Origin of the sequence: Dactylosporangium sp. CA-092794 (assembly GCF_050948465.1) — a bacterium.
Lineage (GTDB): Bacteria > Actinomycetota > Actinomycetes > Mycobacteriales > Micromonosporaceae > Dactylosporangium.
In genome coordinates, this window is record NZ_CP192044.1 from 6508706 (window position 1) to 6521003 (window position 12298).

Sequence of the window (12298 nt, forward strand, 5' to 3'; positions counted from 1 at the left end):
ACGTCTGTGCGTTAGATCGTATCCTAGGCAGACGATTGGCCCAACAGCAGGTTTCGGGTAGCGTATTCACGGTGAGCAAGGCGACAGCGGCCGATGCGGCCGAGGACTTCGGCGGGGCACTGGGGGTGCTGCTGCGCTCGTACGTCGAGCTCGTCACGCCCCGGCTGGGCGAGTTCCCGCACGGCGAGCGCGGCTACCAGACGCTGTGTGAGGTGATCCGGGGCCGCCAGCCCAGCCAGGCAGCCTTGGCCGCGCGGCTGGGCATCGACCGCACGGTGATGACCTACCTCATCGACGACCTCGTCGAGGCCGGCCTGGTCGAGCGCCGCCTCAACCCGGCCGACCGCCGCCAGCGCCAGGTCGTGGCCACGACCCGCGGCCGCAAGGCCTTGTCCGCCCTGTGCGAGCGCGTCGCCGAGGCCGAGCGGGCGGTGCTGTCGGGCCTGGACGCGCCCGAGCGCGAGACCTTCCGCCGCCTGCTCATGAAGGCCGCCTCGGGCGGCGGCGGGGCCGCCCACTCGCTCGAGGCCTGCGAGGCCATCACCGACGCCCTCGCCCGCTGAGCCTCATCCACGCTCACGCCCCGGCCCGTCGACACCCGCCACGCCCGCGCCGCCGTCGCCGGGCGCGCCGTCTCCGCCGCGGCCCGGCAGCGATCGTCGCCGCGCCGCGCGGCCTCCCCGCCGGCCCGTCGAGCGCGCGGCAGCCCCGCCGCCGTGCTCGGGCGGCGCGGGTGTGGCCGGTTATCCCGTTTTCGCGCCGCGCAGGACCTCGAGGCGGTGGTGGTACTCGGCCTCGTCGATCTCGCCGCGGGCGTAGCGCTCGGCGAGCAGCTGTTCCGCGCCGTTCGTCGGCCGGTGCGGCGGCGGGGGCGCGGGCGGGACCGGGCCGGTGCGCCGCACGGCGAGGACGACGAGCGCCGCCGCCGACGCGGCCAGGGTGAGCAGGATCAGCAGGCCGGCCGGGAACATGGCCAGCCCGTTGTGGTACCACATCATCGGGAGCCTCCTAACGGACCACGGCGACCGGGCAGGCGGCGTGGTGGATGACGGCCTGGCTCACCGAGCCCAGCAGCAGCCCGGTGAAGCCGCCGCGGCCGCGGGAGCCGACGACGAGCAGCTCCGCGCCGGCCGAGAGATCGTTGAGCACGGCGGCGCTGCGGCCGCGCACGACGGCGCGGCGGACGTCGACGTCCGGGTACTTCCCGGCCCAGCCGGTGATCGACTCGGCCAGCGCCCGGCGCTCCTCGTCGCGCAGGTCGTCCTGGTCGTAGACGAGCGGCAGCAGCTCGCCGGGCTCGGTCTGCTCCGGGTAGAGGTACGCGTGGACCGCGGTCAGCCCCACCCCGCAGAACGACGCCTGCTCGAACGCGAAGCGCAGCGCCCGGTCGGCGTCGTGCGAACCGTCGACGCCGACCACGATCCGGCCCGCCTCGGGCCCGGCCGGGCGATCGGCGTGGCGCACCACGACGACAGGGGAGGCCGCGTGCGCGGCCAGCTCGATCCCGACCGAGCCGACCAGCAGGCCGGTGAAGCCGCCGAGCCCCCGGTGGCCGACCACGGTGACGTCGGCGTCGCGGGACGCGTCGACCAGTGCGGCGGCCGCCTGCTGCACCGGCATGTCGGTGCTGATGTCGACGTCGGGCGCGACGGCGCGGGCCTTGGCGACCGCCTCGTTCACGACTTCCTCCGCGGCCTCGCGCATCGTCTGCCCGTAGTCGACGGGCAGCGGCACGGCCATCGGCGCGTACACCATCGGCCACAGGTAGGCGTGCACGATCCGCAACGGCCGCCGCCGGCGCCGCGCGTCGGCCGCCGCCCACTCCACGGCGTTCAGGCTGTCCGGTGAACCGTCGACACCGACGACCACCGCGGTGGCGGTACTCATGGCGATCATCCCCTCGGATCCCGCTGACACCTCCAGCGTGGCGCGGCCGATCCGGCCGCCACCAGGGTCGTTGGTCACGTCCCGCCCACCCGCTTCGGGCTCGCCCGGAGTGTTCCCGTCCGCGGCGGATTTGTGCGGAGTGTTCCCGCGCGGGGCGGATTTGCGCGCAGTGTTCCCGCGCGGGGCGGGTTTGCGCGCAGTGTTCCCGCGCGGGGCGGATTTGTGCGGAGTGTTCCCGCGCGGGGCGGGTTTGCGCGCAGTGTTCCCGCGCGGGGCCGATTTGCGCGGAGTGTTCCCGCGCGGGGCGGGTTTGCGCGGAGTGTTCCCGCGCGGGGCCGATTTGCGCGCAGTGTTCCCGCGCGGGGCGGATTTGCGCGGAGAGCGGCGGCGGGGGCCGTTGCGGATGCCTCACCCGTCGGGCGCACCATCCGATCGGCGTGCCTGGGCGGACGGAATGTCTCCGTGATCATGCTGCCCGCGGTGGCCGCACCACGGGTTTGCCATGATCCCGGAGACTTTCGGTACACGGGTGTACATCAGCACTCCGTGATCATGAAAAACCGTTGGTGTCGGTGGCGGGTCGGGCATGATCGCGGAGACTTCCGGTCCCAAACGCGGTCCCAACGCGGTGCTTCGGAGCGTGCAGCACCCGATGGGTGCGGCGTGAGGCCGACCGGGGCCGCCCGGGGGCGTTGGGACACGCAGGCTAGATCCGCGCGGGGTGAGGGTCAGTCGCCGAGGCGGGCGCAGAGCTTGCGCAGGTGGGCGTCGACCTGGGCGCGGTCGTAGCCGCGCAGCGCCACCGCCAGGTCCGGCCGGTCCAGGGCGGCGCGGGCCTCGGCCCGCTGCGCCGGGTCGCCGGAGAGCAGGGCGTCGGCGGCGAGGCGCAGCAGGTGGTCCACGCGGCCCGGCTCGTAGCCGCGCAGGACCGTGACGAAGTCCGGCCGGTCGCCGCGGCGGGCGATGCGGTTGTCGAGGCGGCCACCGGAGTACCGCTGCAGCAGACCGACGATCTCCTCCCGGGACTGGCGGACGTCGTCGAGCTTCAGCACGACCCGGCCGCCCGGCTCGAGGACGAGGTGGGCGCCGGAGGTGGCGGGCGGCACCGGCTCGTCCAGCACGATCCGGTCGACGGCCGACCACGGCACCGGGCCGTCGCGCAGGGTCAGGCCGGCCGCGTCGATGCCGAACACGAACGGGCGCAGCTCGTCGCGGAGGAGCACGGCGCCCAGGCCGATAGCCAGGGCGCCGCACACGGCGTAGAAGACCCTCGTCGCGGTGTTCACCGCGCCCACGGCGCAGACCAGCGCGACCAGCCCGAACGCGACGACGAGCAGGGCGAGCCCGAGAGACCGCCGCCGGCGCTGCAGCTGCATGGCTCGACGATAGACGCCGCTACCGGCTCCGCAGAGCGCGGGCGGTGCCGGCAGCAGGGCCCGCGAGGGCCGATAGACGCCGCCGCTACCCGGTGCGCAGGGCGCGGGCGGCCCAGCCGGCCGGCAGTCGTGCGCCGGCCAGAGCGATGGCCAGGCCGCCGAGGGCGAACGGGACGGGGCCGGTCACGCGGCGTTCGGCGGGTCCGGCAGGCGGCTGAGCCGCAGGCCGAACTCCGTGCGGTACGCCGCCAGCGTCTCCTCGTCGCTCAGGGTGCGCTCCTCGCGGCCGTCCGCGGTGGTGCGGATCAACGTGCGGCTGGACAGCGTGATCCGGCCGTCGGCGGTCGGCCGGGAGCACGTGGTCGAGCGGGTGAAGGGCGAGTTCGGCGACGTCTGGTGGTACCAGCAGGCCGGACCGAAGTCGGACAGCTCGTAGGGGCGCTGGTCCAGGCGGTACTCGCGGCCGCCGTCGCAGGCGATCTCCAGCTCCGGCGGGCCGGCCGGGATGGGGTGCGGGGTGACCGTGAACGTGCCGCCCGGATCGTTCTGCGGTTCGGTGGTGTCGAGGCGGAGCGGGTGGTGGGCGAAGCGGCCGAAGCCGGCGTCGACCAGCCACGGCACGCCGTCGAGGCTGACCCGCAGGGCGAGGTGGTCGAACGGGAAGCCGTACCGTTCGCCGCCCCCAGGTGCGCGCCGAGTGCAGCGTCACGGTGTAGCCGAGGTGGCGCAGCAGCAGGGCGAACGCGCCGTTGAGCTCGTAGCAGAACCCGCCCCGGTGGCGGCGCACGACCTTGTCGAGGAGGGCGTCGTCGTCGAGCCGGATCGGCTCGCCCAGGTGGATGCTGAGGTTCTCGAACGGTACCGCGCCAAGGTGAGCCCGCTGCAGCGTGCGCAGCGCCGCCAGGTCGGGACGCTCGGGCCGGGGCACGCCGATGCGGGCCAGGTACTCGTCCACGACGCCGACCCTAGTCGCGCGCCTCCAGCTGCACGTAGTCCAGGTCGCCGGCGTAGTAGTCGCAGCCGACGTCGATCTGGTCGCACGCGGTCTTGCCGCCGATGGACAGCGGCCAGGCGTTGGCGATGTATCCGGTACGGCCGGCGCGGCGGGCCTCGACGGTGCCGTCCACGGTCAGCGCCAGGCCGGTCCCGGTCCGCTCGCAGCGCACCGTGTGCCAGGCGCCGTCGTTGAGCCGGCTGCGGGAGGAGACGATGACGGTGCCGCGGTCGCCGCGGAACAGGCATTGGACGATACCGTTCGGGATCTGCAGCTTGAAGTTCCCGCCCTCGACGGTGGCCTGTCCTTTCTGGACGATGTTGCCGAAGTGGTACTGCGTGCGCAGCCGGACCGTCACCGCGTAGTCCCGGTCGCCGGGGTTGAGGTCGGCGGCGCTGGGCACGGTGGCGAGGTGCCACGGATGGGTGGGCGGGGTGTCGGGCTGGAGCCGCGTGAACCGGTAGCCGGTGGCGCCGGCACCGTTCACGCCGGTGAGGACCTCGGACCCGACGGTGCCGTCCAGCCCGTGGCCCGAGGTGTCGGTCATGGTCCGCGTGCCGCCGCTCTCATTCATGTCGTACCGCGCGATGACGTGCCCGCCGTCGGTCTCGGCGACGGCCGCCGTCGCGCCACTGGTCCACGCCTCGCCCGCGACGAGCACCGCCGTGGCCGAAAACGCGATCGCAAACCGCCCTGGACTCCGCATGCCGATGCCTCCCGCTCGCCTGCGCATATCGTAAGCTGCCCGACATTTCGGATATATCCGATTTGAGGGATTTTCTCGGCTCTCGCGGGGTCGGGTCGAGGACCAGCGCGATCGACGCCGCCTCCGCCTCGGGTCGGCGCCGGCCGGTGGTGCGGCGGCCCTCGGGCTTCGCCTCGGGTCAGCGCCAGCCGGTGGTGCGGCGGCCCTCGGCGGCGGCCACGGCGACGCCCAGCTGCCAGTCGCTCACCTCGCCGTCCGCCGCGGCCGCCTGCGGTCCGGCGGTGCGGACCGTTTCGAGGTACCACTCCTCGTCCGCGGGCCGCATCAGCAACCGCAGCCAGGCCACGTTGCGCCCGCGCCGGCACTCCTCGACGGTCAGCACCGAGCGCAGCGCCTCGACCGGGTCCTCGCCCGGCAGCAGCAGGCGCAGCAGGGGAGCGGCGGGCGGTACCTCGGCGCCGGCGGCCAGCAGCCGGGCGGTGAGTGCGTGCCCGGCCCGGGCCAGGTGCAGCGCGCGGCGACCGGCGGTGGTCGGCCCGCGGACCGGGTCGGGGGAGGCGTGGACCGGATCGCGCAGCGCGGCCGTGTAGGCGGCCATCTCCCCGGCCGCCATCGCCCGGTCCAGGTCGCCGTCGCGGACCGCCCGCACGCACTCGCCGAGCTCGTTCTTCGCGCTCGGCAGCGGGTGGCGCGGGTCGGCGAGCCACGCGTGCACCGCGTCCAGCGCCGCCGCCTCGTCCTCGTCGGCGCCCGGGTCGAGCGCGCCCGCGGCCTGCCGCAGGATCTCGCGCAGCAGCCGGTTGTGCGGCGGGTAGCCTTCCGCCTCCGCCGCCCGCGCCGGCCCGGCGAGCAGGGCGCCGAGCGCGTGCCGGTCGCGGTCGAAGTTGGCGTACCGGTGCAGGCGCTCGATCAGCGGCCGCAGCTCGGCCGCGTAGCGCAGCAGGGGACGGTACTGCAGCAGCGCGGCGAGGACGGCCTCGTCCGGCTCGGCGAGCATCCGCAGCCCGATCGCGGCCCCCGCGACGGGACCGGTCTGCGCGTCGGTCGCGTCGCGCAGCGCCTCGGCGGCCGCCCCGCGCACCCCCGGGTCGGGGTCGCCGAGCAGCCCGGCGATGGCCCGGATCGCGTTCGGGTCGCGCCGCCGGTGTGCCAGGCAGGCCAGCAGCGCCGCCCGGACCCCCGCGTCCGGCTCCCGCCGCGCCGCCGTGGCGAACGGCTCGACGCCGGCCGCCGTGAACCGCAGCATCGTCGCCGCCTCGGCCCGCACCTGGGGCGCCGGGTCGATGTGCATCAGCCGGAGGTACGTCGTGTCGTCGCGCACGTGGGCCGGCACCTGCAGCCCCTCGAGCCGCACCAGGGGGTCGGGGTCGACGAGCAGCCGGTTCGCGTAGTCGGCGGTCCGGTGGATCGACAGCACCGCCCGGGCCGCCCGCAGCCGCACGCGGGGCTCGGGGTGGCGCTCCAGGCTCTGGCGCAGCGGCTCGTACCGGTCGCCGAGGTAGTACAGCAGCGTCGCCGCCCGGTCGTCGTCCGCGCTCAGGTCCTCGGCGGCCGCCGCGACCCGCGGGTCGATCCGCGAGCCGCGGGCCAGGATCTCCCCGAGCGCGACCGCGGCCGCGTCGCCGACGTGCTCGTACGACTCGCCGAGGCCGCCGGTCACCCGCACCTCGGCGGTGTCGCGCAGCGCCACTTCCAGCAACGCGTCGACGAGCCGCGGGTCACCCGACTCCGCCGCCCGCCGGGCCGCGCCGAGCCGGACGCCGGGGTCGGGCGCGCGCAGCGCCTCGCGAAGCCGGTCATACAGCGCCATCGCGCTCCACGATAGACGGACGCCCCCACTCGGCCCCCGTCCGCCGTTGTTCGTCCAGTTGTACCTATGTCATGCTGGACGGCATGTTTCTGGACATCGTGATCCTCAGCCACCTGCAGCGCGGCCCGGTTCACGGTTACGAGCTCAAGCGCCGGGTCACCGCGACCACCGCGTATGCCCTGCACAACAACACGCTCTACCCGGCCCTGCGCCGCTTCGAGGAGGCCGGCGCGGTGGTCAAGACGGCCGAGCAGCAGGAGGGCCGGCCGCCCCGGCACGTCTACGAGCTGACCGACGTCGGTCGCGAGCTGCTGCACGACATGCTCGCGGAGCTGCCACCGGAGCTGGCGTCGGAGGAGGCCGAGTTCCTCACCCGGCTCGGCCAGTTCTCGCAGCTGACCCCGCCGGAGCGGCGGCGCGTGCTGCAGGCCCGCGCCGACGCCCTGCAGGCCCAGGCCCGGCACATGGAGGCCCTGGCCGAGCAGACCGCGGCCAGCCAGCGCAACCGCTACTGGGGCGGCCTGGTCGTGGCCGAGCTCGCCGGGCGCGTCGAGCGCGAGATCGCCTGGATCGCCAGCCTCACCGCCCTGGCCGGCACCGAGACCGCCCCCGCCGCGACCGGCACCTCCCCGGCCCTGGCCGGCGGCGCACCAACGGACCGTAAGGGCCCGAAACGGTCCGCCGGCGGCGCCGGGGCGGTGGCCGGGTCAGTCCGCCGGCTGCGGCATGACGGGGCGTAACCGCTGCACCGTCGCGGCCAGGGCCTCGCCGAAGTGCGGATCGGTCCAGACGGCGTCCTCGATGGCCTGGACCACCCGGCGGCGGGTGCCGGCGGTCGGCGTCGGCGACTCGACCGCCTCCAGCTCCAGGCTGCGCAGCGCCGGGTCGTCGTCCAGTTTCGACTGCACCAGCCCGGCCAGCCCGCGCAGCTGCTCCTCGACGGCCGGCTCCACCTGCTCGGCCCGGCCACGGCTCCACAGGTGCGATGCGAGCCAGCCGACCGCGAGTTCCACCATCGTCACGATAAATATGTTTGCATAATTATCGGCCGTCGAGGATGGCCGCGAACCGCTCTTCCGCGAGGTCGAGCTGGCGGAAGATGTGTTGTTTGACGGGCGGGGAGAGCGGCGTATCGGGGCGGCCGACCAGTTCACGCAGCACGGGGACCATGGGGCGGTACTTCGTTGCCGAACGTTCGACTTTCGGTCCCGTGGTGTGGATCACACCGACGCCGTTGTCGGTGAAGTCGGAAACCTTGATGACGCGTGCCCACGGTTCGCCGTCGAGGCTTTCCCGCACGTGCTCGCGATACTGTTCGTACTTGTCGAGCGACGGGTCGTAGATCGGGTTCGTGACCGCGCCGACGAGCTGTGCGGTCCGCCCGCCGAACCGTTCCGCGAGCACCGCCAGCGCCTCCTCGGCGGTCGCGTCCGGGTGCCCGGCCAGCTCGTCGGGATGGTCCTCGACCGTATCGTGCAGGACCGCCGCCACGATCACGTCGACGTCGGAGACCTCGTAGTGGTGCATGATGCGGATCGAGACGCGCAGCAAATGGTTGAGGTACGGCTCGCGCACCCGGCGGTCGTCGCGGTGCAGCCGGGCCGCGAGGTCGAGCGCGGCGGCGAGCCGGTCGCGGTCCGGCCCGGGAAATCGTCCGATCTCGATGCGGAACCTTTCCCGCAGCCCGGCCTCGCCGTAGATCTCCGTGATCGCGTGCATCGGCATGGTTCCGAGGTACGACGGAAACTCCATACCCAATGAATATCATCGACGGGTCCAACGGCCCTGGCGGTCTGCGGGAGTCCGTACCAAATACCACCTCGGACCGAATGGTCCCATACCGGGACCGGTCCTCATCGGACGGTCGGCGGCCCGATCGGCTTCCGGGCGGGGCAAACGGCCGGACCGTAGAATCCCCGTCGTGAACCCCCGTCACCTTCGCTGGATCGTGCCCTCCGCCACCGTCGTCGTCGCCGCGGTCGTGGCGGTGGTGCTGGTGACCCAGGTCGGGGGGAGCGCCGCCTGTGCGGCCGGGGGCAGCGCGTCGTACTACACCGCCGGCCGCAACGGCATGTGCAACCTGGGCGCGCCCGCGGACGACGCCTACGCGGCGATCGGCCGGGCCGAGTACGCCGGCGGCCAGGCCTGCGGCACGTATCTGGACGTGACCGGACCAAACGGCACCACCCGCGTGCAGGTCGTGGACCTCTGCCCGGGCTGCCCGGCCGGCAAGATCGACCTGAGCAAGGGCGCGTTCGCGCGGATCGGCGCGCTGAGCGCCGGGATCATCCCGGTCTCCTACGGTCCGGTCCGGGACCCGCAGGTCGGCCCGCTCCTGGTGAAGCTCAAGGGCGGCACGGCCCACTCGGCGCTGACCGCCGTGATCGGCAACCATGGCAACCCGCTGTCCACTGTGGAGCTGCAGACGCCGGCCGGCTTCGTCGCCCTGCGGCACGGCGAGGACAACTCGTGGACCGGACCGGCGGGCGCGGTCGGCGCACCGGTGACGCTGCGCATCTCCGACGTCTACGGCCACCAGGCGCTCGTCCCGGGCCTGGCCCTCGGCCAGAACGACTTCCAGCAGACCCGGACGCCGCTCTACGGCGGCCCGTCACCGTCGCCATCCCCGTCGCCGTCACCGTCCGCAGTGGAGTCCGCCTCCGGCCCGCCCGTCACCGCGGCCGCCGGCCCGACGACCTCGCTCGCACCGCCGCCGAAGTGCTAGGACGAGGTCAGAGCCGGCGAACCGTTTCCGCGTCCTCGGCGCCGTCGAAGTAGCGGTCCACGACCCGGGCGAACCGCCGCTCGGCCGGCTCGGCGTGCGCGAACAGCGTCATCGACGACCGCAGCTTCATGGCGTCGATCTCGCCGAGGATCGCCGTCGCGGTGTGGCGCTCGTCGGCGAGCAGGGCCTCGGCGCACTCCAGCAGCCGCGGGCCGAGGACCGGATGCTGCAGGTACGCCCGGGCCTCGTCGAGCGAACCGATGGCGTAGCGCCGGGCCGTCGAGCTGTCACCGAGGCCCGCGATCTGCGGGAAGACGAACCACATCCAATGGGTGCGTTTCCGTCCCTGGCGCAGCTCGGCGAGCGCGGCGGCGTAGACGTGGGCCTGCGCCTCGACGAAACGGTCCAGGTGGTACGGATCCTCCATACCACCCACCGTACCGTTTCCGCGGTGCCGTTCAGCCGGGCTGGTCGAAGGTGGCGTCGAGCTCCGCGATCCGCCCCGCCGACCAGCGCAGCCGCAGCGTGCCGCCGCCGCCCGCGCTCCACGCGACCTGCGCCACGTCGGCGTCGCCGTCGGACTCGACCGACCGCACGGTCAGCGTGTCGTCCGGCGGCGCCTCGGTGTAGGCGGCGGCGATCGCCTCGCGGCCCACGTACGGGCTACCAGGGTCGCCCGTGATGCGCAGCGTGGCGCCCTCGCCGAAGCGGTCCAGGTAGCCGCTCCAGTCGCCGGTTCGCACGCCCTCGTTGAACAGCCGGCACTGCTCCAGCACTCGCTCTGCCATGCCGCTCTGTGTACCACCCGGCATCGATCACTGTCGACCATTACTTCCAGGTCGCGTTGACGGTCTGCGGCGACGTGCCGGTGTTCAGCGTGCGGTTCGCGCCGCTCTCCCAGGTCACCGAGCCGTCCGGGTTCTTCTTGATGAACTTGTACTCGACGTACGTGTTGGCGGGCAGGGTCACGGTGGCCGACCAGACCGGATAGTTCGCCGAGGACAGGGCGGCCGCGCTGCCGGGGTCCCAGTTGCCCAGCGCCGGGATCGAACCGACGACAAAGACGTTCTGGCCCCAGTACGTGGTCACGGTGGCGTTGAAGGTCACCGCCGGGTTCGCCGGCGTCGTACCGCTGACCCGCGCACCGGCGTGGATGGCCACGGCGTCCTTTGTGGACACCCCGACCGTGGCCTGCCCGCTGCCGTTGACCGTCACCGTCGGTCCGGAGCAGCTCTGCGCGGCGGCGTTGTAGTCGCCGTGGATGACGTCGCAGTAGACCCCGGCCGGCAGGCCCGTGGAAAAGGTCCGCGCGGCGATCGGAGCGTTGCCGTTGTCGATGGCGATCCAGCCATTGGTACCCCGGCTGAAGGCGATCGCGTTCGCACCGTCCGACCACCAGTTGCCGACCGTGGTGTCGGCCCGGGTCGCGTTGTGGAAGCCGACCATGTTCTTCACCGCGCGCTGCCGGTGCTGGCACTCCCAGCCGCTGCCGCAGGTGACCCCGGTGACGTAACCGTTGCCGTCGGCGGGCGGCGACGCGTCGTTGTTGGTGAAGCTGAACGAGCTCATCACGTTGGGCGTGCCGAAGTTCCAGGCCAGCATGAACACGGTGGCCAGGGTGTCGGTCGCGCCGGCCTTGTAGTTCAGCGTCGAGCCGTTGCGCTCGGTGTCGTGGTTGGACACGAAGACCGTCGACTTCGCGCTCGGCTCCAGGCCCCAGCTCGGGCCGAAGGTCTGCAGGCCGGCGATGCTGCCGGAGAACTGGTTCTTCAGGTCGGTGGCGTAGTTGAACTCGAGGATGCCGCCGATGCCCTCGTACGCCGCCGGCGCCAGGTTTCCGGTACCGCCCGGCATGACCTCCTGCGCCCAGTACACGTTCTGGTTCGTCAGCTTGCCCTTGACGGCCGAAAGGTCCGCCGGGGCGATGTGCTTGGCCGCGTCGACGCGGAAGCCGTCCACGCCGACCGAGAGCAGGTCGTTGAGGTACCCCGCGATCTTCGTCCGCACGTAGTCGGTGCCCGTCTTGAGGTCCGACAGGCCGACCAGCTGGCAGTTCCAGACCTCGGTCTGGTTGTTGTAGTCGTGGATCTGGTTGTCGGACTGCGGGCAGTCGGCGGGGTAGAAGTGGAAGTCCGACGAGCCGTAGCCGGCGCTGGGGTAGCTGTAGTTGTTGGTGAAGCCGGCCCCGCCGTAGGCGGTGGTGCTCGCCTGGTTGGCGCCGGTCATGTGGTTGACGACCGCGTCGACGTAGACCTTGACGCCCGCCGCGTGGCAGGCGCTCACCATCGACACGAACTGCGCGCGGTTCCCCATGCGGCTGTTGAGGTCGTAGGCGGCGGGCTGGTAGATGTCCCACCACGGGTGGCCGGCGACGCTGATCGAGTCCTCCGGCGGCGCCACCTGCACCGCGCCGTAGCCGGCCGGGCCGAGCACGGTGGTGCACTCGTTGGCCACGGAGTTCCACGGCCACAGCCAGAGGTTCGCGATGACGTCGTTGCCGCCGGTGGCGGCCTCGGCCCTCCGGCCGCCGGCCAGCAGCGGCACGAGCAGGGCCGCGCACAGCAGCACGCCGGCGCCGGCGGCGATCGTGCGGGGCAGGGATCTGGCCGCGCGCGGCAGCGGGCCGGCGCCGAGAGCGGCGAGCGGGCGGGGCAGGGATCTGGACGGGCGGGGCAGGCGCACGGGAGCCTCCGGAATGGCGGTAGCGGAGTGGGCTGTGCCGTCGACCCGGTGGCGGCCGGGATCGATGACGATGAGCGTGTTCCCGCCGAAACCTCCTGTCAAGAACCTTGCAAGAATT

Annotated in this window: 13 protein-coding genes and 1 pseudogene; 3 read left to right on the plus strand and 11 right to left on the minus strand. The window is 73.3% G+C overall.

What is annotated here, in order from left to right; translation table 11 throughout:
* Positions 1 to 71 precede the first annotated feature (71 nt).
* Positions 72 to 563 carry a MarR family winged helix-turn-helix transcriptional regulator gene (locus tag ACQPXD_RS27535; protein WP_432824204.1) on the plus strand — a complete coding sequence of 164 codons (492 nt, stop codon included), beginning with the start codon at positions 72 to 74 and terminating at the stop codon, positions 561 to 563.
* Between the two features lie 180 nt (positions 564 to 743).
* On the opposite strand, the gene ACQPXD_RS27540 is transcribed toward ACQPXD_RS27535, so the two are convergent.
* The 6 genes and pseudogenes from ACQPXD_RS27540 to ACQPXD_RS27565 all read right to left on the minus strand — a co-directional run bounded on the left by ACQPXD_RS27540 (position 744) and on the right by ACQPXD_RS27565 (position 6773).
* A complete protein-coding gene (locus ACQPXD_RS27540) occupies positions 744 to 998 on the minus strand; it encodes an SHOCT domain-containing protein (protein WP_432824205.1) in 255 nt (84 codons plus the stop codon).
* A 10-nt stretch (positions 999 to 1008) separates the two neighbouring features.
* Complete coding sequence (locus ACQPXD_RS27545) at positions 1009 to 1896, minus strand: universal stress protein (RefSeq protein ID WP_432843972.1); 888 nt, start codon at positions 1894 to 1896, stop codon at positions 1009 to 1011.
* Between the two features lie 719 nt (positions 1897 to 2615).
* Positions 2616 to 3263, minus strand: coding sequence for a hypothetical protein (locus ACQPXD_RS27550; protein ID WP_432824206.1), 648 nt, complete (start codon positions 3261 to 3263; stop codon positions 2616 to 2618).
* 183 nt (positions 3264 to 3446) lie between these two features.
* Positions 3447 to 4218 (minus strand): annotated as a pseudogene (locus ACQPXD_RS27555) (arylamine N-acetyltransferase family protein).
* A gap of 10 nt (positions 4219 to 4228) precedes the next feature.
* Positions 4229 to 4963 (minus strand): laminin G domain-containing protein, encoded by a 735-nt coding sequence (locus ACQPXD_RS27560; protein ID WP_432824207.1) that lies wholly within the window; start codon positions 4961 to 4963, stop codon positions 4229 to 4231.
* A 178-nt stretch (positions 4964 to 5141) separates the two neighbouring features.
* Complete coding sequence (locus ACQPXD_RS27565) at positions 5142 to 6773, minus strand: HEAT repeat domain-containing protein (protein ID WP_432824208.1); 1632 nt, start codon at positions 6771 to 6773, stop codon at positions 5142 to 5144.
* Positions 6774 to 6856: 83 nt separating this feature from the next.
* Between ACQPXD_RS27565 and ACQPXD_RS27570 the strand changes: the two genes are divergently transcribed.
* Positions 6857 to 7513 carry a PadR family transcriptional regulator gene (locus ACQPXD_RS27570; RefSeq protein ID WP_432824209.1) on the plus strand — a complete coding sequence of 219 codons (657 nt, stop codon included), beginning with the start codon at positions 6857 to 6859 and terminating at the stop codon, positions 7511 to 7513.
* On the opposite strand, the gene ACQPXD_RS27575 is transcribed toward ACQPXD_RS27570, so the two are convergent.
* A complete protein-coding gene (locus ACQPXD_RS27575) occupies positions 7481 to 7795 on the minus strand; it encodes a hypothetical protein (RefSeq protein WP_432824210.1) in 315 nt (104 codons plus the stop codon). The genes ACQPXD_RS27570 and ACQPXD_RS27575 overlap by 33 nt on opposite strands.
* A 19-nt stretch (positions 7796 to 7814) precedes the next feature.
* Entirely contained in the window at positions 7815 to 8525 is a 711-nt protein-coding gene (locus ACQPXD_RS27580) for an HD domain-containing protein (protein ID WP_432824211.1), read from the minus strand.
* Positions 8526 to 8694: 169 nt separating this feature from the next.
* On the opposite strand from ACQPXD_RS27580, the gene ACQPXD_RS27585 reads away from it, so the two are divergent.
* The gene (locus ACQPXD_RS27585; RefSeq protein ID WP_432824212.1) at positions 8695 to 9498 is read left to right on the plus strand and encodes an expansin EXLX1 family cellulose-binding protein; all 804 of its coding nucleotides are present in this window, start codon (positions 8695 to 8697) and stop codon (positions 9496 to 9498) included.
* Between the two features lie 7 nt (positions 9499 to 9505).
* Here the strand turns inward: ACQPXD_RS27585 and ACQPXD_RS27590 are convergent, their stop codons facing one another.
* Genes ACQPXD_RS27590 through ACQPXD_RS27600 form a run of 3 tightly spaced genes read right to left on the minus strand, consistent with a single transcriptional unit; the run spans position 9506 to position 12180 of the window.
* A complete protein-coding gene (locus ACQPXD_RS27590; protein ID WP_432824213.1) occupies positions 9506 to 9925 on the minus strand; it encodes a DUF1810 domain-containing protein in 420 nt (139 codons plus the stop codon).
* Between the two features lie 31 nt (positions 9926 to 9956).
* Positions 9957 to 10286, minus strand: coding sequence for a nuclear transport factor 2 family protein (locus ACQPXD_RS27595; RefSeq protein WP_432824214.1), 330 nt, complete (start codon positions 10284 to 10286; stop codon positions 9957 to 9959).
* Positions 10287 to 10326: 40 nt separating this feature from the next.
* Entirely contained in the window at positions 10327 to 12180 is a 1854-nt protein-coding gene (locus tag ACQPXD_RS27600) for a carbohydrate-binding module family 20 domain-containing protein (RefSeq protein WP_432824215.1), read from the minus strand.
* Between the last annotated feature and the right edge of the window lie 118 nt (positions 12181 to 12298).